The sequence below is a fragment of the Effusibacillus lacus genome (genome assembly GCF_002335525.1).
Lineage (GTDB): Bacteria > Bacillota > Bacilli > Tumebacillales > Effusibacillaceae > Effusibacillus > Effusibacillus lacus.
The window spans coordinates 1-21,368 of the sequence record NZ_BDUF01000011.1; the positions used below are offsets into that span (position 1 = coordinate 1).

The 21,368-nt window shown below is 50.5% G+C and carries 21 protein-coding genes; 18 read left to right on the forward strand and 3 right to left on the reverse strand.

From position 1 onward, the window contains the following. The first annotated feature begins 585 nt into the window (after positions 1-585). The 17 genes from EFBL_RS02775 (at position 586) to EFBL_RS02840 (ending at position 18,306) form a co-directional block, all read left to right on the forward strand. Complete coding sequence (locus EFBL_RS02775) at positions 586-1,554, forward strand: DnaA ATPase domain-containing protein (protein WP_096180622.1); 969 nt, start codon at positions 586-588, stop codon at positions 1,552-1,554. Between the two features lie 123 nt (positions 1,555-1,677). Beyond that, the gene (locus EFBL_RS02780; RefSeq protein WP_096180623.1) at positions 1,678-3,300 is read left to right on the forward strand and encodes an SWIM zinc finger family protein; all 1,623 of its coding nucleotides are present in this window, start codon (positions 1,678-1,680) and stop codon (positions 3,298-3,300) included. Next, positions 3,297-3,614: a hypothetical protein gene (locus EFBL_RS21060; protein WP_231705660.1), complete on the forward strand. Its 318-nt coding sequence runs from the start codon at positions 3,297-3,299 to the stop codon at positions 3,612-3,614. Before EFBL_RS02780 ends, EFBL_RS21060 begins: the two co-directional genes overlap by 4 nt. Further along, positions 3,572-6,238, forward strand: coding sequence for a DEAD/DEAH box helicase (locus EFBL_RS02785; RefSeq protein WP_231705661.1), 2,667 nt, complete (start codon positions 3,572-3,574; stop codon positions 6,236-6,238). Before EFBL_RS21060 ends, EFBL_RS02785 begins: the two co-directional genes overlap by 43 nt. Positions 6,239-6,241: 3 nt before the next feature. Next, on the forward strand, positions 6,242-6,421 hold the full coding sequence (locus EFBL_RS02790) for a hypothetical protein (RefSeq protein ID WP_096180624.1): 180 nt from the start codon (positions 6,242-6,244) through the stop codon (positions 6,419-6,421). Positions 6,422-6,611: 190 nt separating this feature from the next. Beyond that, positions 6,612-6,881 carry a hypothetical protein gene (locus EFBL_RS02795; protein WP_096180625.1) on the forward strand — a complete coding sequence of 90 codons (270 nt, stop codon included), beginning with the start codon at positions 6,612-6,614 and terminating at the stop codon, positions 6,879-6,881. A 183-nt stretch (positions 6,882-7,064) separates the two neighbouring features. Beyond that, on the forward strand, positions 7,065-7,244 hold the full coding sequence (locus tag EFBL_RS21780; RefSeq protein WP_207907570.1) for a DUF255 domain-containing protein: 180 nt from the start codon (positions 7,065-7,067) through the stop codon (positions 7,242-7,244). A 65-nt stretch (positions 7,245-7,309) separates the two neighbouring features. Then, positions 7,310-9,202: a thioredoxin domain-containing protein gene (locus EFBL_RS02800; protein ID WP_207907571.1), complete on the forward strand. Its 1,893-nt coding sequence runs from the start codon at positions 7,310-7,312 to the stop codon at positions 9,200-9,202. A gap of 552 nt (positions 9,203-9,754) precedes the next feature. Then, positions 9,755-11,113, forward strand: coding sequence for a stalk domain-containing protein (locus tag EFBL_RS02805; RefSeq protein WP_096180626.1), 1,359 nt, complete (start codon positions 9,755-9,757; stop codon positions 11,111-11,113). A gap of 44 nt (positions 11,114-11,157) precedes the next feature. Beyond that, entirely contained in the window at positions 11,158-11,535 is a 378-nt protein-coding gene (locus EFBL_RS02810) for a DsbA family oxidoreductase (RefSeq protein WP_096180627.1), read from the forward strand. Between the two features lie 87 nt (positions 11,536-11,622). Next, on the forward strand, positions 11,623-12,321 hold the full coding sequence (locus EFBL_RS02815; RefSeq protein ID WP_165912501.1) for a DUF4912 domain-containing protein: 699 nt from the start codon (positions 11,623-11,625) through the stop codon (positions 12,319-12,321). After that, a complete protein-coding gene (locus EFBL_RS21065; RefSeq protein WP_231705662.1) occupies positions 12,321-14,123 on the forward strand; it encodes a glycoside hydrolase family 57 protein in 1,803 nt (600 codons plus the stop codon). Before EFBL_RS02815 ends, EFBL_RS21065 begins: the two co-directional genes overlap by 1 nt. Next, entirely contained in the window at positions 14,102-15,130 is a 1,029-nt protein-coding gene (locus EFBL_RS21070; RefSeq protein ID WP_231705663.1) for a glycosyltransferase family 4 protein, read from the forward strand. The genes EFBL_RS21065 and EFBL_RS21070 overlap by 22 nt, the downstream gene beginning before the upstream one ends. Next, positions 15,127-16,200 carry a nucleotidyltransferase family protein gene (locus EFBL_RS02825; RefSeq protein WP_096180629.1) on the forward strand — a complete coding sequence of 358 codons (1,074 nt, stop codon included), beginning with the start codon at positions 15,127-15,129 and terminating at the stop codon, positions 16,198-16,200. The genes EFBL_RS21070 and EFBL_RS02825 overlap by 4 nt, the downstream gene beginning before the upstream one ends. A gap of 239 nt (positions 16,201-16,439) precedes the next feature. Next, positions 16,440-16,754: a hypothetical protein gene (locus tag EFBL_RS02830; protein WP_096180630.1), complete on the forward strand. Its 315-nt coding sequence runs from the start codon at positions 16,440-16,442 to the stop codon at positions 16,752-16,754. 155 nt (positions 16,755-16,909) lie between these two features. Beyond that, positions 16,910-17,941, forward strand: a complete 1,032-nt coding sequence (locus EFBL_RS02835) for a glycoside hydrolase family 15 protein (protein ID WP_096180631.1) — start codon at positions 16,910-16,912, stop codon at positions 17,939-17,941. Between the two features lie 23 nt (positions 17,942-17,964). Beyond that, the gene (locus EFBL_RS02840; RefSeq protein ID WP_231705664.1) at positions 17,965-18,306 is read left to right on the forward strand and encodes a hypothetical protein; all 342 of its coding nucleotides are present in this window, start codon (positions 17,965-17,967) and stop codon (positions 18,304-18,306) included. Between the two features lie 92 nt (positions 18,307-18,398). Here the strand turns inward: EFBL_RS02840 and EFBL_RS02845 are convergent, their stop codons facing one another. Then, on the reverse strand, positions 18,399-18,863 hold the full coding sequence (locus EFBL_RS02845; protein WP_096180633.1) for a CBO0543 family protein: 465 nt from the start codon (positions 18,861-18,863) through the stop codon (positions 18,399-18,401). A gap of 37 nt (positions 18,864-18,900) precedes the next feature. Between EFBL_RS02845 and EFBL_RS02850 the strand changes: the two genes are divergently transcribed. Beyond that, the gene (locus tag EFBL_RS02850; protein WP_096180634.1) at positions 18,901-19,338 is read left to right on the forward strand and encodes a hypothetical protein; all 438 of its coding nucleotides are present in this window, start codon (positions 18,901-18,903) and stop codon (positions 19,336-19,338) included. Here the strand turns inward: EFBL_RS02850 and EFBL_RS02855 are convergent. Further along, positions 19,307-19,777: a CBO0543 family protein gene (locus tag EFBL_RS02855; protein ID WP_096180635.1), complete on the reverse strand. Its 471-nt coding sequence runs from the start codon at positions 19,775-19,777 to the stop codon at positions 19,307-19,309. The two genes, EFBL_RS02850 and EFBL_RS02855, sit on opposite strands and share 32 nt — an antisense overlap. A gap of 100 nt (positions 19,778-19,877) precedes the next feature. Beyond that, positions 19,878-21,236, reverse strand: coding sequence for a glucose-6-phosphate isomerase (locus tag EFBL_RS02860; RefSeq protein WP_096180636.1), 1,359 nt, complete (start codon positions 21,234-21,236; stop codon positions 19,878-19,880). Positions 21,237-21,368 lie beyond the last annotated feature (132 nt).

A 21,368-nucleotide genomic window follows, 5' to 3' on the forward strand; every position in this document is an offset into this window, starting at 1 on the left:
ACCCATCGAACACGAACGTATGTACTATCAATCTATTAAAAATGCAGCATAAAATCTCTACTTTTTGTGTCTACTCTATTGACTTAATACCACTATTCCTTAATGCACTGTGTCAAACTTGAGTCAGAAGAATTACTTCTTCACACCGTTACAACTGAGACCCGAGCAACAAGGGGACTGAAAGTGATAGTGATGCTTAATTGTTTCCTGTACATACTCTTCTTCCGGATCTGGAAATTCAATTAGGTACTCCGGGCCAGGAAAAACCAGAAGAACCGTCCCCTCCCGATCATCCTTCAGCTTGACCACGTCAATTTCACCAATCTCCAAATTTCTCACCCCTTCTTTGTACCTAAACGTATTTATCTGAGTGATTCCCGAAAACCCACCCGATAACGACTTATGCATTTTTACCGTTTGCGCCTGGTAAATTCATTATACTTCGAAATACTTGTCGTCATCGGTCGATTTTCTCAAACGGCAGGAGAACAAAACACCTGTTGCCTAATCGAAACAGACAAACAGTGATACACTTGTATCATCCACACACGGGGAATCCCCCGGGTACAAGAGGAGGCAGTGGCCATGATACCAGTCGATAAGTACACTGGTGCCTTAAACCCCGATTTTACATTTCAACGGTTTATTGTCGGTTCGGAGAACATGTTTGCCCACGCAGCGGCAATGTCGGTTGTAAATGCACCCGGTAAGGCATTCAATCCGCTGTACGTTTATGGACCTTCAGGTCAAGGCAAGACCCATTTGGTGCAGGCAATCGGAAATGAAATCCGCGCCAAACACCCGGAACTGAAAGTGGCTTACACCACCGGAGACCAATTCTGGAATAACCAAAGCCGGGAATTTGAACAGTTTTTTAAAACTATAGACGTTCTATTAATTGATGGATTTGAGCAATTGACTGGTCAGTTTCAAACGCAAGAAATGCTGCTTATTGGTATCAATCATCTTTTGGAATCGGACAAGCAGGTCGTACTTACTTCTTTATATCCGGCAAAAAAGTTATCGGGGTTTGATGAACGCTTGCAGTCTCTCATTTCTCGGGGGTTGATAACCGATATCTTGGCACCATTCCAAAATGACCTGGCCGAAACAGACGGACAAGTTCCGAGCGATTTGTGGAGCAGGATCCTGGCGGCATTAAAGTCTGAATTGTCCCCGACCTCCTATGAAACCTGGTTTCGGGATACAGAAGCTTCTTTGGAAGAGAATACCCTAAAGATCATTGTCTCCAATGATTTTCAAAAGGATTGGCTGGAAAGCAGGTATCATGATGTAATTTCCAAGACGGTTCAAAAAATTGCCGGGCAGGACATTGATTTTCAATATTTGGTGGAAAAAAAACCTGAGCCCTATGAAAGGCCGGTGAACCGGAGCCAACCGGGAATCCGCTTTGGCCTGTCTGATATTCCCTCAACCGGAAAGATGGAAGAGATAAGAGAACTAAAACAACTCTTTAAACAATCGCTTGAGGAGTCAAGGAAAACAAACGCCCTGCTGCAGGAAATAAGGGATCTTTTGCTTAAGTCAGTATGAAATGAGTGCAGTACACATTAGGGACGACAGCGTATCGATAAATGGCAAAAATGGGCATCGTGCACGTTAAAAATTATTTGATACAATTGAAATATTGAAACTGTTTGTCGAGGTAAACCTATTATGCTGATTTTAAACATGAACCATTTGATCACCAGGATTCACCCCTATTTTTCCTCAACCATACTGAAAAGGGGCTGGGAATACTTTCAGGACTGTGCGGTTGAACGCTTGGACATGGAAGGAGGAACCGTCATCCAGGCGACGGTTCGCGGGACAAGGAAGTACCGGGTCTATATGGATCTGACTTCTTTCCCGGACAGTTCCTGCAGTTGTCCCTATGAGGGGTACTGCAAACACATGGCTGCCGTGCTGTTTGAGGCTTTGGACGAAGTCGGGCTGTCGGCCTATGACTTTTTGGCGAACCGGGCAGGCCAGGAGGAAATTGCGGCAGCCGCTTCGCAAGTTGCCGCCGATGCAAGGGCCTTGCCGTCTTCTGCTGTTGGCGGAAAAGCCAAGAAATCTCCAACGAAACCACGAATCGCGGCCCCGCAGGAATCAGGTCCCGTGGAGGAATGGCACCTCTATTTTTCCGAAAAGTTTGGCAACCCCCGGCAATACGGGCCTTATTCGATAGGATCCTTCTACCTCAACGTTCGAAATCATCTTTTCCCGCTGTGTCAGAACTGGAGTCCCGGGATTCAACGGCTCTACCAACTGCATGTGTGGTTGTTCGTCATGCAGCAGATTGATCGAATCTACAGTCAAGTCAGCGGCTACTCTTTGTATTACGACAATGATTCCTATTTTAAAAATCAGTCTTCACAGTGGATCGACGACCTGGTGGAAATTGTGGAAGGCATCGATCCGGTGGAAGCCAGTCAACGATATCCACAGTATCTTGCGGCAACAACCCGTTTTTTGGCCGAGAACGCTTTTCCTGCCCGTGAAACGCTGACGGACTGGTCTTTTGTCTACCGCTTTTTATGGGGCCGATTATTGAATTATAAACCATGGATCATCGGAGAGTGTGACCGGCTGCGGTCAGAATTGAAGAAACCGGATCTCTCATTGGTTCGCAAGGATGCCCTGATCATAGCTTTGGTTCATTTTGACATTTTGGACGGCCGTGATCGGCAAGCGATGGAAAAGGCCGAAAAAGAGCTTTCGGCCCAAGACCCCGCGGTGTTGTGGGGATATTTTCAATACTTTGTGTCCAGCAGCCAATGGGACAGGCTGATCGACTGGCTGAAATGGCTGAAACCGATTGTCAAACGCTCGGGGCAACGCCACCTCAGCCATTATTTTCACTTTTGGCAGGAAGCAAAAAAACACCGGGCCACAGAAGAAGAGTGGGTTGCAACCGCAATCTATCTGCTGCCGACCAGTTACGGCCATTATGCCAAATACCTGATCGAGCAGGGCCGGTACCGGGAATGGGTGGACTTGAACCTGTTCTGCGGCCTTTCGCTGTACGAGGTGGACCCCGTCGATTTGAAGAAAGTGGAATCGAAACAGAAAGAATCCGTTCTGCCGTTGTATCATCAGGCGGTGGAGCGCTGTATCCTTGAGAAAAATCGGGACTCCTACAGAGAGGCGGTCCGGCTCATGAAGAAGCTGGAACAATTGTACCGGCATCTCAGGGAACAGCCTCGCTGGGCGCGGTATATCGAGTATGTAAGTGCCAAATACAGTCGTTATCGCGCCTTTCAGGAGGAATTGCGGAAAGGAAAGGTCGTCGGATGATCGCTCAGGATACAATCATTCTGCAGGGGACAAGATTGGCGACAGGAGAGTTTTTTCTTTGGGCAACCGGGGAAAAAGGGGTGTCCATCTTCCCCGAAAGATTGAAGACACAATTGTTTGCCTGGGATCGCCGCTCTTTTTACGGTGCGATGATTGACATCGCCGAACGGGACGGCAGAGCGGGCGTGCTCCCTCTCCGGCAACGGCTCTTCATTTCCTGGCGTCCCCATCCCACACATTGCATGGAACAATCGAATGGAGCGGCGAGCTTTTGCTCTTACAGGAAGCGGCCCGGATCTGTCGGGAAGCTCTGATCCACGGTTGGTTTGCCCCGTCCTTTGACGGGTGGAAATGGGGGCACTTGCGTTGGGAATTGCGGCAACCGGAACATCTGGAAAGGTCCTGGCAGACCGTCCTGCGGGAAGCGGAACGACATGGAATCCGGTATTTGGAAGACTGGTTCGATTCCGTCGTGGCCGATGTGTTGCGGCAAGAACCGGAAGTTGCGGCAGCCTGGGAGAAGGTCGTTCAGGAGCACAGGTTCTTGCAGGCATCTCCCGTACACAATGAGCCTGGGGGTGTCGATGGCTGGCTGGATGAGGAGCAGTGGCTGGTTGCAATCGGCTGGAAGCGGGATGAAATTCCCTTTCGCACCTGCGTTCAATTGGTGGAACCGGAGGACGGGGAGAATTGGAAACTGCGGTTGATTCTGCAGGACAAAGACAATCCCTACCTGCTGGTGGAAACCGATGCAAGCGGAAGACCGCTGGAAGGTGATTTCCCCGGTCACTGGCTAGGCTATACAGAGGAAAGAATCCTGAGAGACGCCGCCAAAATCACTCAGATTGTTCCCTGGCTGGGGTCTGCTGACCGGCCGGATCTATTTTTGACGGAACTTGACGACGAGCAGGCGTGGGAATTTATGAACGAAAGCGGGCTTCGTCTGATCCAGGCCGGATTTTCCGTGTTTCTGCCGTCCTGGTGGGAGGAACTGAAGAATCTGCGGCCGAAATTGAAGGCGCAAATCAAATCTTCCGTCGGATCGGACCGGAATTCCCTGTTGGGTCTCAATCAAATCGTGCAGTTTGACTGGAAGGTCGCTGTCGGAAACCTGGATCTGACAGAAGAAGAGTTTGTTCGCCTGGCGACCGAGAAAAAACGGCTGATGCGAATTCGCGGCAAATGGGTTCAGTTGGATCCCGCTTTCGCCAATCAGGTGCGGCAGACATTCAAACTTGTCCAGAAAAACAAAGGGTTGTCCCTGCGTGACGTGCTGGAAATGTATCTGCTCGGCTCGGAGGAAGATCAAACTGCCTGTGGCGAAAACAATCTCCATGAAGATTCCAGCGCGGAAATCGCCGGGAAAGACGCCCACGCCCCGCTGCGGTTTGAAGTGGAACTCAACAGTCACTTGCAGCAGTTTATGAAGAAACTCCAACAGACCTCCAGCGTGGAGATGGTGGAACCTCCGGCGGAATTAAACGCCCAACTGCGGAAATATCAACAGGAAGGCGTGTCCTGGCTGCTGTTTTTGCGCCGATTCGGTCTTGGCGGCTGTCTGGCGGACGATATGGGATTGGGCAAAACCATTCAATTCATTGCTTATTTGCTTTGTTCCAGGAAAGAAACGAACTTCGGGCCGGCTCTTCTGATCTGCCCTACCTCCGTGTTGGGAAACTGGCAGAAGGAGCTTGAGCGGTTTGCCCCGTCTTTGCGGGTCTATCTGCATTACGGACCGCAACGGGACAAAGGGGAACTCTTTGCCGAGGCCGTTCGCGGCTACGATCTGGTGATTACCTCTTATACATTGGCTCACCTGGACAAAGAGGAACTGTCTTCTGTCCGATGGGACACAATCTGCCTGGATGAGGCGCAAAACATCAAAAATGCATACACCAAGCAATCGGCGGCCATTCGCAAGCTGAACGCCTTTCATCGAATCGCTTTGACGGGGACACCGATTGAGAATCGCCTGACGGAACTGTGGTCGATTTTCGATTTTGTCAATCCCGGTTATTTGGGCAGTCTTCGGGCGTTTACCCAACACTATGTGAATCCGATTGAAAAGAAGAATGATTCCCTGTTGATCGGACAGGTTCAGAAACTTATCCGCCCCTTCCTGCTTCGAAGGGTCAAGAAAGATCCCGCCATCCGGTTGGATCTACCCGACAAGAACGAAATGAAAACCTTCGTGTCCCTGACTGCCGAGCAAGGTGCGCTATATGAAAATGTGGTCCGAGACTTGTTTGAGAAACTTGAGACACTTACCGGCATGGAGAAAAAAGGGTTGATTCTCTCAGCGTTAACGAAACTGAAACAGATCTGCAACCACCCGGCACTGTTTCTGAAAGAAACGGGGAGACCGGTTTCGGACGGCCGTTCCAACAAACTGGTCCGGTTGCTGGAAATGATTCAGGAACTGCGGGAAGAAGGGGACAAGTGCCTGATTTTTACACAATTTGTGGAGATGGGGCATTTGCTGCAGACCATTCTTGAGAAGGAGCGGAAAGAACCGGTTTTGTTTCTGCATGGCGGAGTTCCGAAGAGCAAGCGGGATCAGATGATTGCCCGGTTTCAGGATCCGTCGCTGCCCGTTGAGAAGCAGTGCGGAATTTTCATACTGTCGTTAAAAGCGGGGGGAACGGGATTGAATCTGACTGCCGCCAACCATGTGTTCCATTTTGACCGGTGGTGGAATCCCGCCGTGGAGAATCAGGCTACGGATCGCGCGTTCCGGATTGGACAAACACGGGATGTCCAGGTTTACAAGTTTGTTTCCCTGGGGACGCTGGAAGAGCGGATTGATGAGATGATCGGGCGCAAACAGGACCTGAGCAGGCAAATTGTGGGAAGCGGGGAAAACTGGATCACCGAAATGTCGACGGATGAATTGAAGGAACTGTTCACGCTGCGAAAAGAATGGATCGGGAAGGAGTAAGACATGTCCAGGCGGAAACGGGAAAAGATGAAAGCCAAACAGCAAAGACATCAGAAGAAAGAGAATCACGATCACGTGCAAGCAGGTGCCAATCCAAGCATGCCGGCCGATGCGGATTCACGCGGAATGTCGCCTGCCTGGAAGAATTTTTATGCCAGCGTCCGGAAGGCGGTCAGGGACTGACCGGTGAATTATCCCTTCCCTCACTTGAAATAACTTGTATTATAGAAGTTGAAAGGTGAGTGGGTCGGATTGGACAAAAATCTTATGAACGGAAGGGATTTTGATTCCCTTCTTTTATTTTTAAGACGCTGTTGACAACCTCAAAGGGTACCGAAAAGAATTCAACACTATCCTAGGACTTATAGTGGCTATGGCTAAGAAGGGACCCCTCATCAAACCTGAAGGTTACGGTGAACCATTGATCGGGCCCCTGTTCGGTTTTATGAAAATCAAGCCGAAAGCAATGAGTTTACGGATCGTTTACCGGCCAGTCAACCCCCAAACGGCCGACGAAAAAATCCGTATGGAGATTATTGCGATAGGTCCTAAAAATAGGGAAGAAGTCTACGATCTAGCGGCTGCGCGTCTTGCTGAGTTTAAGATCGAAATGGAAAAACGGGAACAGCGCAATAAATCGTAGTTATGACGGCTCAATAACGAGTCGTCCTTTTTGTTTCGACTGTCCCAGCTTCCGGAATGTTTCACGATGATAATGTAATCCTTGAGGTGCGGGCCGAGGTTAAGTGCACTTCACCCTCAATGGACTTTTCTTCATTGTAATGACCTGTCTAGGATATACTGGAATCATCAACCAATAAAGGAGATGTCAAAATTGTCATCCAACCATGTAACTCGTAAACCTAACCGTCTTATACATGAAAAGTCACCTTATCTGCTCCAACATGCCTACAACCCTGTTGACTGGTATCCTTGGTCGCCGGAAGCTTTTCAAAAAGCAAAGCGTGAAGGTAAGCCTATTTTCTTATCCATCGGCTATTCCTAGCCCTGCGGGGCGCGAAATGAAGTAAAGAGAGGTATCACCAGTTTACTTGTCATTGGTGCCACGTAATGGAAAGGGAATCTTTCGAAGACGACGAAGTCGCAGCTTTCCTTAACAAGCACTTTGTGTCCATCAAAGTCGACCGGGAAGAACGACCGGATGTGGACCACCTATATATGACCGTTTGCCAGGAGATGACAGGTCATGGTGGATGGCCGCTGACCATCGTCATGACGCCGGATAAGAAGCCGTTTTTTGCCGGGACCTATTTTCCGAAAGAACGCAAGTATGGACGCCTGGGGATTCTCGACATCCTGAGCCAGATCACGGACAAATGGACTTCCGAGCGAGAGCGGATCGAGCGTGCAGGCGAACAGATCACCCAGGCTTTGCAGCCACGGTTCGAAGGGGCCGTCGGGGACGGCTTGACGGAAGAAGTCCTGGAGGGTGCATTCAAACGGTTTGTGGCTAACTTTGACGAAACTTACGGCGGGTTCGGCTCCGCACCGAAGTTTCCATCCCCCCACAACTTCGGTTTCCTGCTTCGCTACTGGAAACAAACGGGTCGCGACAAAGCGCTCTCGATGGTGGAACATACGCTGGAATCGATGTACCGCGGAGGCATATATGACCACCTCGGTCTTGGGTTTGCACGCTATTCGGTTGATGAAATGTGGCTGATCCCTCACTTTGAAAAAATGCTCTACGACAATGCCCTGCTGGCCAACGCCTACCTGGAAACGTACCAGGCCACCGGCAACCCGTTCTTTGGCAGGGTTGCCCGGGACGTATTCGCTTACGTGCTGCGGGACATGACCAGCCCGGAAGGCGGGTTTTACTCGGCGGAGGATGCGGACTCGGAAGGGGAAGAGGGCAAATTTTACGTCTGGCGTCCGGAAGAGATCAAGGAGCATCTCGGGGATCGCGCGGGTGAAATCTTCTGCAACTACTACGGCGTCACGGAACAGGGCAATTTTGAATGCCATACCAGTCATCTGAATCTCATCGACACCGACCATCATGCGATTGCGAAAGAATATGGGATGAGCGAAGAAGAGTTAAGCCGGGTGCTGGAAGAGGCCCGTCACAAACTGTTTGAGGTGCGTGACAAACGAGTCCACCCGGGCAAGGACGACAAAATTCTGACCGCGTGGAACGGGTTGATGATTGCCGCCATGGCCAAAGGGGCGCAGGTACTGGGGGATAAGCGATATTCGGATGCCGCCCGGAAGGCGGCCGAATTCATTCTGGCGAAACTGCGGCGTGAGGACGGCCGTCTGCTGGCCCGCTACCGAGAGGGAGAAGCCGCTTTCCCCGCTTATCTGGATGATTATGCGTTTCTGATCTGGGGGTTCTTGGAACTGTACGAGGCCGATTTTGACCTGAAACATATGGAGACCGCCTTGAGCTTGACTGAGGAGGTCAATCGCCTGTTCCGGGATGACACAAATGGCGGATACTTCTTCTATGGCAGCGACAGTGAACAACTGATTGCCCGCCCGAAGGAGATCTATGACGGGGCCATCCCCTCCGGAAACTCGGTTATGACATTGAATCTGCTGCGGTTAGCCCGGTTAACAGGCAACCAACAGTATGAAAAATTGGCCGAGCGGCAGTTTGAGGCATTTTCCGGCAACGTGAAGGCCTATCCGCCCGGGTACAGCCATATGTTAATGGCGCTGCAGTTTGCCGTGTACGGCAGCAAAGAAATCGTGATCGCGGGGGATCCGGATGCGGAGGACACGAAGAAGATGCTGGAGGCCGTTCGCAAAACCTTTCTGCCGAATGCTGTTGTAGTGCTGAACCCGATGGGGAAAGAAGCGGAAGTGGTTAACCAATTCCCGTTTGTGGAAGGGAAGACGGCCAAAGATGGCAAAGCAACTGCCTATGTCTGCGAAAACTATTCCTGTTTATCTCCGATTCAGGATCTGACCGAACTTGAACGGATTCTGAGGAAATGAGAGAAGAACAAAAAACCGGCGTCGACTTGGATTGTATCATCCAGTCACACCGGTTTTCGTATTTGGATCGTCATCATTCGTTACCCGTCCATTCGGCTGTAGTAATCATTGATCATTCCGAGAATTGTCTCTTCTTCCTGAACTTCCGTTTCCTCAACCTGCATCTCCGTGATTCTGTTCTCCATCTCCAGCGCTCCTTTGCTGCGTTCTTGTCTCTTATTATATGCTCCGTGTTATAGTTCAGTCAATCATTTTCTCTTGTATTATAAAACAGATTGTGGCTACCGGTCAAGAAAACGGTAATATTCGTTGATCTGTTCTATAATAGCTTCCACTTCACGGGTCTCTCTGACCTCTTCTGACAGGGCTTGCTGTACCAAGGTTTCCATCCGTACACCCCTCCTTTTTCTGAAAATTATAAACAATGAATGCTCGTTCAGTCAATGGAATATTTGCCGTATTATATAACAATTTTGTGAACTTTCTTGTCATCTTGTCCAAGCAGGATTTTTGCAGGAGGAGTGGTATATAGTCAGTCAAGGAGGGAATACGTTGAAAAAAATACTTATTCTTTTACTTGTCGTGTTTGCGGTCTTGGCTGGACCAGGCATGGCAAATGCATCGTCAGGCATCAAAGTCACAATTGACGGCAAAGAACAGCATTATGACCAGCCGCCTGTACTGGTCAACGGGAGAACGCTGGTTCCGCTGAGGGGCATATTTGAATCCTTGGGAGCAAAGATCGATTGGAACGGGGATACGCAAACAGTTACGGCAACAAGGGGAAGCACCACCATAGTGCTTCAAGTCGGGTCAAAGTTGGCGATCAAGAACGGACAGCCTGTCACTCTGGATGTGGAAGCCCAGCTGATCAACGGGCGGACCATGGTGCCTGTCCGGTTTGTCGGAGAAGCTTTGGGAGCGGGTGTCAACTGGGACAGTGGCACCAATACCGTGGTCATTTCGACTCAAGGCATGACGGCGGAACGGAGAAAGATGTCCATCCAGGAAATCGTGGCGGAAAATGACCACAAAGTGGTAATGGTGATCACGGATAACAATTCGCGAGCAAGTGCATTTGCGGTAGGAGACGGATTGTTTCTCACCAATTACCATGTGGTCGATGAAGCGTCCAAAGCGGTCATTTTGACAAAGGACAAGAAAGAATACGAAGTCCAGGGAATAGTGGCTTACAGTGAACAGCAGGATTTGGCCCTGCTCAAGACGAAAGAGAAGACGGGAATTCCGTCTGTTAAGTTCGGATCTGCCAAGCAAGCGCAAAAAGGTGAGCATGTCATTGCCATCGGGAATCCCCTGAGTCTCTCCAATACCGTTTCAGAAGGGATTATCAGCAGTTTCAGACAAGAATCGGGAGTTGACCTGATACAGATAAGTGTTCCCGTTACTTTCGGAAGTTCAGGCGGTGCTCTGTTCAACGAATACGGGGAAGTCATCGGGATTACAACGTTGGGTATTATCAATTCCGGGGCTGACCTAAACTTTGCTGTTGCCATTGACCACGCAACGCCCTGGTTGGAAACGACCCATCAGGATTTTGATAAACTTGAGGCTTCGTTCCCTGAAGAAAACGCCGTAATCAAATCCCTTAAAGAGCGCATCAAGAAGCACGTTGTAGACGGAATGTACAAGAACAACCTGGGATTGTCCACGACAGAGGCGGCCATGTTCCTGGAGTTGACGGATGAGACGGATCTAAAGGCGTTTTCCGGATTATCCGAACAGGGGAAGAAGCGATTGATGCTTACCTATACGGCTGAAAACTGGGGAGATGTCCTCGGAGTCGATTATTGTTACACCTATGTGGTATACGGGAAAAAGAAGCTGGTTGCAGCAACGATCACCTACGGAATGTCCGTTGACGAAGTGGAGCTTGTGTATCCGGAGCAGTAGACTCTTTCGCAGCCAATCTACTCCCACCCGCCCATTGCCGGGCGGTGTTTTCTTTTGGCCTAGCCCGCCACTCCCGCAAAGCTCACGAGGGTGCCAAGTTTGCCATTGAACAAGGAAAGGCAAAGGAATACCATGAGGCAGTCTTTCGGGCGCAGTTTCAAGAGGAACGCAATATCGACAATTTGGATACCCTGATCGAAATTGCAGGCAGTATCGGTCTTGACCAAACAGCTTTCAAAGAAGCTCTCGAAAGCGGGAAGTATGAAGCGCAAGTGCTGGCGGATACCCGTTTGGCGGATCAGATTGGGGTGACCGGCGTCCCCTGTTTTGTGGCAGGCAACCGCGGGGCATTCGGCGTACAGAGTTATCAAGCTCTGGAAAGGTTGCTGGAAGGAAAAGATCTATACTTGGATATGGAGTGACAGCGGCGAATTTCGCCGCTGTTTTTTCGTCATACAAGTAACAGATGAGGCATAAATAAGAGATTGAGTCGTATGAGGGAGGGAATCATGAACCCAACTTTATTTGATCAATCTTGGAGCCGCAGTTGGCAGACCAACCGTCTTGTCGCAATGGTGAAAGAACCTGACACCATCTTTGTTTACTGGGAGTTGGAAGATCTTCGAAAGAGGCTGATCAGCGAGCATTTTCAGGCCGATTGGAACTCTCTTCCCTTCTTCCTGCAAGTGTACGATGTCACCCATCTCGGCTTTAACGGGTACAATGCAAATTCCACCCGGAGAATCCAGGTGCACCCGTTGTCCGACAACTGGTACATTCACAACCTTGAGCCAGGAAGACACTATCAATTGGACTTTGGCACCACCACATTGTCAGGACATTTCTTTGCAATCCTGCGATCCAACATTGTGGAGACACCCCGCTTTCCCCCGCAGTACCGAATGGAACCTTCAGTCCGGTTTGGCACGCTTCACACACGTGATCATTTCTTCGATACTTGTACCTCTCTTCCGAACACAGTAACCGTACACAAGTACCCTGAATCCCAACGTGCAAACACAAGCGTACCGGTTCCAACCAAAAGGACAGCAACTCCCACATCTGTTCTGGAAGTGAGTATGTCAGAGACGGAGAAACACGGTGAGCCATCCAATCGAATGACCACTCCTGAACCTGTTCCCGACCAGCCTTGGGGTGATCAGTTTGACGGGTACACTCTGGTCGGGGAAAAAGGGGGCTGCTGCTGATGGCCAAAGGATATCTGGCGCTGGTTCTGCATGCTCACCTGCCTTATGTAAGGCATCCCGAAAGTGACAAGTACCTGGAGGAACGGTGGCTGTTTGAGGCGCTTACGGAGACGTACATTCCGCTTCTGCAAGTGTTTCGGGGTCTGGTGCGGGATGGGGTGGATTTTCGGATTACCATTTCCATCACCCCGACGCTGCTTTCCATGTTGACGGATGAATTGCTGCAGCAAAGGTACCTGCAGCACCTGGATCGTTTGATTGAACTGGCAGACAGGGAAGTGACACGGACCTCCAATTCCCCTGATTTCAACCGGCTGGCCCGGCATTATGCGGACACTTTCACAAGCGTTCGATCCTTTTATCTCCAGAATGGTTGCAATCCGGTTACCGTTTTCCGCGATTTGCAGGAGCTTGGCAAGCTGGAGATCATCACATCCGCAGCCACGCATGCCTTTCTGCCCCTGATGATGACCGAAGAAGCGATACGCGCCCAGATTCGGACCGGTGTTGATATCTACCAATCGCACTTCGGCCGGCCCCCCAGGGGAATCTGGTTGCCGGAATGCGGATTTATGCCCGGCCTGGACCTGATTTTAAAGGAATGTGGAATTGAGTATTTCTTTACCGATTCCCACGGTGTTGAGACTGGAGAGCCGGTCCCGGTGTTCGGCACGCTTTCGCCTGTTCTTACCCCGCATGGCGTTGCCGCGTTTCCCCGCGACCGGGAATCATCCCAACAGGTGTGGAGCGCTCGAGAGGGGTACCCTGGGGATTATGACTACCGGGAATATTACCGGGATATCGGATTTGACCTGGACTTTGAAACTGTCGCTCCGTACATTCACCCGGACGGAATCCGGGTGAATACGGGTATCAAATATTTTCGGATCACCGGCGGCGGCGAACAAAAGGAACCGTACAATCCGGATTGGGCCAGGGAGAAAGCGGCCCGTCACGCGGAGCATTTCCTGTTTAACCGGCAGAAACAGGCGGATCATTGGGCTTGGCACATGGGACGCAAGCCGGTAATTGTGGCCCCGTATGATGCGGAGCTGTTTGGTCACTGGTGGTATGAAGGGCCGGTCTGGTTAGACATGCTGCTGAGAAAGATTCACTTTGACCAGGATACGGTGAAGACCCTAACGCCGTCCGAATACCTGGAACTCTATTTCGACTATCAGGTATGCCGTTTGCCCATGTCCTCCTGGGGCCGGAACGGGTACGCCGATGTATGGCTTAGGGGAGAGAATGATTGGATCTATCCCGCATTGCACCAAGTGGAACAGCGCATGGTGGAACTGGCGAACGTGCATGAGAATCCCAATCCGATTGCAGAACGGGCTCTGAAGCAGGCAGCCCGGGAACTGATGTTGGCCCAAAGCAGCGACTGGGCGTTCATCATGGACAACAAGACGATGGTCGAATATGCAGTCAAGCGAACCAAACAGCATGTAAATCGGTTTACCCGGCTGTATGAAATGTTGAAGTCCGGAATCATCGACCCCGATTGGCTGACGCAATTGGAAGAGATCGACAATCTGTTTCCCGGTCTGGATTACAGGGTCTATCGATCCAAGCAACGGATTCGACAATACCATGCTGATCCCAAACGACCCCGTGTCATGATGCTGTCCTGGGAATTTCCGCCGATGACAGTGGGTGGACTCGCAAGACATGTGTATGACCTTTCCCGCTATTTGGTACGCAATGGATGGGAGGTGCATGTGGTAACCGCCGAAATCGGCGAGTCCCCCCATATGAAATGGTGGAGGGGGTACATGTGCACCGGGTTCATGTCATGAAGCCCGATGGCGGAGAATTTGTCCACTGGGCGTTCCAGTTGAATCTGATGATGCTGGATGCCTGTCGAATGCTGGCAGATTCAGGGCTCCGGTTTGATTTGATTCACGCCCATGACTGGCTTGTCTGTTATGCGGCAAAGACCTTGAAGAATCTGTTTGAATTGCCGCTTGTCGCCACTATCCACGCAACCGAACACGGCCGCAATCAGGGAATCCATACCGAACTCCAGAGATATATCAGCAGCATGGAATGGAAGCTGACCTATGAAGCGCAGCGTGTCATTGTTTGCAGTACCTACATGCAGGAGGAAGTGGAACGAGTGTTTCAACTGCCACACGGGAAGCTGGAAGTGATCCCCAATGGGGTCGACCCGGAGCTTCTGGGACAAAGGGAACAACATATCGGTGCGAAGCATCGATATGCGGGGGAGAACGAACGAATTGTGCTGTTTGTCGGACGGCTCGTCCGGGAAAAAGGGGTCCATACCCTGTTGGAAGCGGTGCCTTCCATCCTTGCTGATTGCCCGGAGGCCAAGGTTGTCATTGCCGGGAAGGGACCGGCGAAAGAAGAACTGGAGCAGTTGACAGACCGGTTGGGGATTCGGGGTAAGGTTCTGTTTGCCGGATTCGTGTCGGACGAGGAACGAAACCGGCTGTATGGAATGGCCGATGTTGCCGTGTTTCCCAGCCTGTATGAGCCCTTCGGAATAGTGGCCTTGGAAGCGATGGCGGCAGGGGTGCCGGTTGTCGTTGCCGATGTGGGAGGGTTGGCCGATGTGGTGCAGAATGGACACAACGGATTAAAAATGCTGCCTGGAGACGCCTGCTCCCTGTCGCGCCAGATACGGGATCTGCTGGCCAATCCCCAATGGGCCAAACGATTGGCAGAAACGGCGCTTAATGAAATCGGGCGGTACAACTGGAACCGGATCGCCCAGCAAACGATTGATGCATATAAGAAAGTTACGCGGAAAACTGCCAACCTGGTTGAGGGGGTTATCTCATGAAAGCCGTGATTATGGCGGGAGGAAAAGGGACCCGTTTGCGTCCGTTGACCTGTCATCTGCCGAAGCCGATGGTGCCGCTGTTGGATCGTCCTTGCATGGAATACATTATTGATTTGCTGAAGCGACACGGGACCACTGAAATTGCGGTTACGGTGCAATACCTGCCCCAGATGATCAAGAATCACTTTGGGGACGGGACGGAGTTTGGCGTCAAGCTTCGGTACTTTGAAGAAACTTCACCGCTTGGCACTGCCGGCAGCGTGAAAAATGCGGCCGAATTCCTCGATGGGACTTTCCTGGTAATCAGCGGCGATGCACTGACAGACTTTAACCTGAGCAAAGCCGTTGCTTTTCACGAAGAGAAGAAGGCTCTCGGAACGCTGGTTCTGACCCAAGTGGACATTCCGCTCGAATATGGGATAGTGATGACAGAACCGGATGGCAGGATTGTCAGGTTTCTCGAGAAGCCAAGTTGGAGCGAAGTTTTCAGCGATACGGTGAATACGGGGATTTACGTATTGGAGCCGGAAATCCTGAATCTGTTTGAGCCAGGCCGGGCATATGATTTCAGCAAGGATTTGTTTCCGCTCATGTTACGCCTTGGTCTTCCTTTGTACGGGTATGTGGCGGAAGGATACTGGTCGGATGTTGGCAATCTCACTCAGTACCGGCAGGCCCAATTTGACATACTGGACGGTCTGGTAGGAGTGAAAATTCCGGGGATTGAAGCATTTCCCGGCGTCTGGCTGGGGGAGAATGTCACCATTCACGATCTTGTACGGTTGGAAGGGCCGGTTTTTATCGGGAAAGGTACAGTTGTTGAATCGGATGTTCGAATCGGTCCGTACACAATTATTGGCCGGCACAACTGGCTGGGGCGGAAGGCGGAGGTAGAACGGTCCGTCATATGGGTGCGGAACTACATCGGCACATCTGCCTGCTTGTCCGGTGCCACCCTTTGCAATCATGTACGCATCGGCGACGGGGCTGTTGTCAATGAAGATGCGGTCATTGGAGACAAGAGTTGGATTGGGGATCTGTCGGTACTTCACACCAGAACTGGCTTCTGAAGTGGCTGCCGCCTACGGGGCGATTCTTGGCAAAGGAGCAACCGCAAAGTGGTCGTCCAAAGCAGTTCCCCTTTGAAAGGAATACAAGCAGAGGATTGCGAAATACCCGTAAGCCTGCAGTTTATACTCTTTCTGAAGGAGAACCTGATACCAGGTCTCCTTTTTTGCTTGATGGCACATGATAATCCGGAAAACGGGGATAATAGTATCTGGAGAACACATCCGAGGAGGAAACTCAAATGTACAACACCCAGAACATGTTCCAACAGTTGAACCAGTGCCGCCAATTGATGCAGCAAGTCATTCAGGAGACTCAAGAACACAGTCAAATGTACCAGCAAATGATCCAGCAGGAATCCCAAAACGCTCAAATGCTACAGCAAATAATCCAGCGTGAACGCATGGCGGTTCAAAATCTGCAGCATGCTCTTCAAGGACACCAAAATGCGGTTCAGCGTCTGCAACAAGCTACGCAGATGTGCAACACGCTTGAACAGGGACTCCGCAGCACAGTAAACCAGATGGGAATGCAGCCGGTTGGCGCCGGAATCTAAAATTATGGATTGACAATGACAGATGCCGTTCCTGTATATGCAGGGGCGGCTTGTTTGTGTGTTTGCTTTGGACCATTTTGGGGACGGAAGCGTATACAAGAGATAGGAGGAGAATTTCGCTTCCCGGTTGGTCACATCACTGAAGGGAGGTTGCCATGAAAGCGCTACATGACGTTCTCGAATCAATGCGATTGCCCAATGGCACCTATATCGCCAGTCCCTCGCAGGATTACTCCTATGTCTGGATCCGTGATGTATGCTATGCGGTTCTCCCCTATCTTACCTCTAATTGTGACCGCTATCAGAAAACATATCATGCCTTGCTGGACCTGTTCTTGCGCTATGAATGGAAAATCGACATCCATACGAAAAAAAAGCCGGTTCTTCCTTACGAATACATTCATGCCCGTTATTCGAAAGACTTAATGGAATTGACAGTTCCATGGGGGCACGCACAAAACGATTCCATCGGGTTATTCCTTTGGGGAACGGGAGTGGGAATCCGGCAAGGAAAGCCCATGATTCGAAGTGATGCGGACCGCCGGATCCTGCAAAAATTGGTGGATTATCTCGCATGCCTGGAATACTGGCAGGAACCGGACAATGGCATGTGGGAGGAAACGGTTGAAATCCACTCTTCCAGTGTGGGTGCCTGTGTGGCCGGGTTAAAGTCCATTAACATGCTGGTTGACATACCGGCCCATCTGATTGAGAAAGGGGAGGCGGCTCTCCGTCAGCTCTTGCCCCGGGAGAGTTTTTCAAAGCAAACCGATCTGGCGCTTCTGTCGTTAATCTATCCGTTTGGAGTTGTATCGAGAAACATGGCACAACGTATTCTCGAAGATGTTACAAGTACACTTGAGCGAAAATTCGGCTGCATCCGCTATTTGGGGGATCGCTACTACAACGGGGGCCGGGAAGCCGAATGGTGCTTCGGCTTCCCCTGGCTGGGGTTATGTTACTCCATGCTGGGTGAGGATCGGAAAGCTCATGAGTACTGGGAGAAAACCATAAGCATCCTGCCTGAGGATGGAACCATTCCCGAACTGTACATTGGCGGCACCGACCGCCCCAATGGCAACAAACCGTTGGCATGGGCGGTGGCAATGGCGATTCTTCTGCAAGAAAGGATTGAACAAAGCGCCACGGTTGGAAAAAATCGAGAAAAGATGTACGATAAGATATAGCACACACAGGGATGGGATCAGGCATGAGATATGGGTTTGAATACGACGAACGACTGGGGATCAAGCTGCCAAAGCTGACGGTGGAATGGGAAGAACTGAGTCCGGAAGAGCGTCACGAGATGATACTTGAATGGGAGAAGATTAAAGCCCGGATTCCCGACCGGATCATGGAGCTTGAGAGAGAAATCGATACCCGACAGTTGCGGGTAGCGCAAGAAGAGGATTGGGAAGCTGTTTGCCGCCTATACGGAGAAATCTATTCGCTGGCAAGCATCATCAATGATCTGCACATCTGGACACGGGTCAACCAGGATTTCGACATGGACCCCGGCACATCGGAAGAACACGAAACCCGTGAAAAATAAACTTTGGTTGATACGATAAATCAAAGTAAGAGGGCTGTCCTCACAAGCATGTGTGGGACAGCCCTGTTGTATTTAAAACCGGGCATTTCAGATTAACCGGGGTTGCTTTCAGATCGCAGGTAGGCGGTTCGATAATACCGGAAGATCGCGGCCATCGACAGGAAGATAAGAATATCGGCAGCCAGCGACAACCAGAGGTTCCACCATTGGTGGTGCTCCATATGGCCTGTCTTCAGCGTGATCCATTCAAAACATATGGCGAAACCTGTCCATATCAGGGTTCGCTTCAAGATGTCTCCCCATGTCTCGGGCAGGTTTTGCGCAAATAGATACGCCACAACCGGGTATACACTATAGTCAAGCAGCAAAGGGATAGTATAGATCGGTTCAGGCAATCCTTCATAATCCCACAGTTTATAATGCACCATGATCAGGTCGGTGAGCAAACCCAGGAACATTGTGAAAACGACTGCACCAAACATCTCCCGAAGTCGTGTTTTGTCCGCTTTAAGATACCACCATATCCAGGAAACGAAAAACACCGCAATATAGTACATGCTTTCACCCTAATAAACCAATGATGGAGGTCATTCCATGGCAATCTTTCTGTTCGAAGCCGCAGCCATTCTGCTGTTTGCCAAGTTGGCCGAATTGCGTTTGCTGAAAAGGTTGGTGCCCTTATTGCTGCTTGCCATATTTATAAGATTCTTCGAACACTTTCTGCTTGTGGACTGGTTTCATCTATGGAAAATTCACGGTCCCAAATGGATGGAGATCTGGCTCCCGATAACCGCAGACCTCACCATTTGGCCGATCACATGCTATCTGTTCATCCAATTTCTGCCTGAGAAAGGTCGGCTATGGTATTGCGGACTCTGGGCAGGCATCATGCTGGTTTACCTCTGGACTCTGAAATGGTCGGGAGTATTCTCAATGCAATACGGATGGGCTATGGGTATCTCAAGTGTAGTAGTGTTCCTGTATTTTGTCCTGCTCCTCGTCACATGGCGTTGGTTGCGGAATACCGCCTGATAAGGGCCATGATTCCCCGAATCAGCAAGAAGGTCAGAACCAGCAACAGGAAGGTGAGATACCAGTCCCACCGGTGATATTTGATCAACTGAGTATGCTTCTCGAACCAGACTTCCAGGACGGTTATCGGTGCGCTGTACAGCACTGCTTGCGCCAGAATGCCTCCCAGGTTTGAACGATAGGAGGTCAAGTTGTAATAAACACACGCAATTGGAAATACCAAAAAATCAAATACCACACTGGTCTGAAACGCATGGGGAAACAGCCGGGCGGGATACTCCAGCCATCCGGCAGCCACTACAAAAACTCCAACAAAAGTAGACAGGGCAGCCGTCATGAAATATACCAGCAGCCAATCCTTGAGGGGGTGTTTTTGCAATAAAAATGGGAAGGACACTGCGCACAAACCCACAAAAGTCCAAAGAATCATCCATTCCATTCGCGCACCTCAAGCGTATTTGTTCCTTTCGATAATAAAATTCCCATAAAAAAGGAAGGAGAAGACTCCATAGCCTTATCCTTCCTTGTTCTTCTCTGTCTTAGTCGCGCAGCCGGCTTTCCAGTTCGGCCTTCTCTTTTTCGAACCCCGGTTTTCCCAACAGTGCAAACATATTTTTCTTATAGGCTTCCACACCCGGTTGATCAAAGGGATTGACCCCCAGCAGGTATCCGCTGATGCCACACGCTTTTTCAAAGAAATAGACCAGGTTCCCGAAGGTGTAGGGGGAGATCTCCGGCAGACGAACGACAAGATTCGGTACTCCTCCATCCGTATGCGCCAACAGGGTTCCTTCAAATGCCTTTTTATTCACAAAATCCATGGTCTTGCCTGCCAGGAAGTTCAAGCCGTCTGCATCGGCGGGGTCAACACCAATCGTAATGTCTTCGGCGGGCTTCTCCACCTGAAGCACCGTTTCAAACAAATGTCTTCTGCCTTCTTGTATGTATTGGCCCATGGAATGCAGGTCGGTCGAAAAGTCGACAGAGGCCGGAAAGATTCCCTTGTGATCCTTTCCTTCACTTTCTCCGTACAATTGCTTCCACCATTCGGATATGTAATGCAGGGACGGCTCGTAGTTCACAAGCAGTTCCACCGTTTTTCCCTTGTTGTACAATGCGTTGCGGATGGCTGCATATTGATAGGACGGGTTCCGGTTCAGATCGGGAGCGGAGTATGCCTTATAGGAATCGGCCGCTCCCTGCATCATGGCTTCTATGTCGATGCCTGCTGCAGCAATCGGCAACAATCCGACAGCTGTGAGCACCGAATAACGCCCACCGACATCGTCCGGGATTACAAAGGTTGTATATCCTTCCTCTTCGGCCAGTTTTCGCAAGGCTCCTTTGGAACGGTCGGTGGTTGCATAGATCCGTTGCCGGGCCTCTTCTTTGCCGAATTTTTTTTCAAGGAAATCGCGGAATATCCGGAACGCGATGGCGGGTTCCGTTGTGGTTCCCGACTTGGAGATCACGTTCACCGAAACCCGTTTGTCTTCGAGCAGTTCCAGCAGCTGTTTATGATAGGCGGGACTCATGTTCTGACCGGCAAAGTAGATCTCCGGTGCGGTTCGCTTCCCTTTGGGCAGCAGGTTGTGGAATGAATGGGTCAGCATTTCAATGGCTGCCCGTGCCCCAAGATAGGAACCGCCGATGCCAATAACGACGAGAGCATCCGAATCCTCCCGGATTTTCCCGGCTGCCTGTTGAATCCGGGCAAACTCCTCTTTGTCGTAGGCGACCGGCAAGTCCACCCAACCTGCATAATCATTGCCCGGACCCTTTTTCTGATGCAGCAAATTGTGTGCAACTTCTACGGCCGGTGCCAAATAATCGATCTCATGTTGACCTGAAAATGCCAGTGCTTTGGAGTAGTCAAACTGAAGCAGACTCTTGTTCATAAGCAACCTCCTGATCCAATTCCATCCAATGTCGATCTTCTAAAATTCTATAGAATTTGCCCCGGGCAAGCAAACTTTTTTACATTTTTTTAAAGAATCCATCGTGTCGCAATCTAACGGGTACATGATATA

Coding starts and splice junctions, on each gene's coding strand:
- EFBL_RS02775 (WP_096180622.1), top strand. CDS start 586: ATGATACCAGTCGATAAGTACACTGGTGCCTTAAACCCCGATTTTACA.
- EFBL_RS02780 (WP_096180623.1), top strand. CDS start 1,678: ATGCTGATTTTAAACATGAACCATTTGATCACCAGGATTCACCCCTAT.
- EFBL_RS21060 (WP_231705660.1), top strand. CDS start 3,297: ATGATCGCTCAGGATACAATCATTCTGCAGGGGACAAGATTGGCGACA.
- EFBL_RS02790 (WP_096180624.1), top strand. CDS start 6,242: ATGTCCAGGCGGAAACGGGAAAAGATGAAAGCCAAACAGCAAAGACAT.
- EFBL_RS02795 (WP_096180625.1), top strand. CDS start 6,612: ATGGCTAAGAAGGGACCCCTCATCAAACCTGAAGGTTACGGTGAACCA.
- EFBL_RS21780 (WP_207907570.1), top strand. CDS start 7,065: ATGTCAAAATTGTCATCCAACCATGTAACTCGTAAACCTAACCGTCTT.
- EFBL_RS02800 (WP_207907571.1), top strand. CDS start 7,310: ATGGAAAGGGAATCTTTCGAAGACGACGAAGTCGCAGCTTTCCTTAAC.
- EFBL_RS02815 (WP_165912501.1), top strand. CDS start 11,623: ATGAACCCAACTTTATTTGATCAATCTTGGAGCCGCAGTTGGCAGACC.
- EFBL_RS21065 (WP_231705662.1), top strand. CDS start 12,321: ATGGCCAAAGGATATCTGGCGCTGGTTCTGCATGCTCACCTGCCTTAT.
- EFBL_RS02825 (WP_096180629.1), top strand. CDS start 15,127: ATGAAAGCCGTGATTATGGCGGGAGGAAAAGGGACCCGTTTGCGTCCG.
- EFBL_RS02830 (WP_096180630.1), top strand. CDS start 16,440: ATGTACAACACCCAGAACATGTTCCAACAGTTGAACCAGTGCCGCCAA.
- EFBL_RS02835 (WP_096180631.1), top strand. CDS start 16,910: ATGAAAGCGCTACATGACGTTCTCGAATCAATGCGATTGCCCAATGGC.
- EFBL_RS02840 (WP_231705664.1), top strand. CDS start 17,965: ATGAGATATGGGTTTGAATACGACGAACGACTGGGGATCAAGCTGCCA.
- EFBL_RS02845 (WP_096180633.1), bottom strand. CDS start 18,863: ATGTACTATATTGCGGTGTTTTTCGTTTCCTGGATATGGTGGTATCTT.
- EFBL_RS02850 (WP_096180634.1), top strand. CDS start 18,901: ATGGCAATCTTTCTGTTCGAAGCCGCAGCCATTCTGCTGTTTGCCAAG.
- EFBL_RS02855 (WP_096180635.1), bottom strand. CDS start 19,777: ATGGAATGGATGATTCTTTGGACTTTTGTGGGTTTGTGCGCAGTGTCC.
- EFBL_RS02860 (WP_096180636.1), bottom strand. CDS start 21,236: ATGAACAAGAGTCTGCTTCAGTTTGACTACTCCAAAGCACTGGCATTT.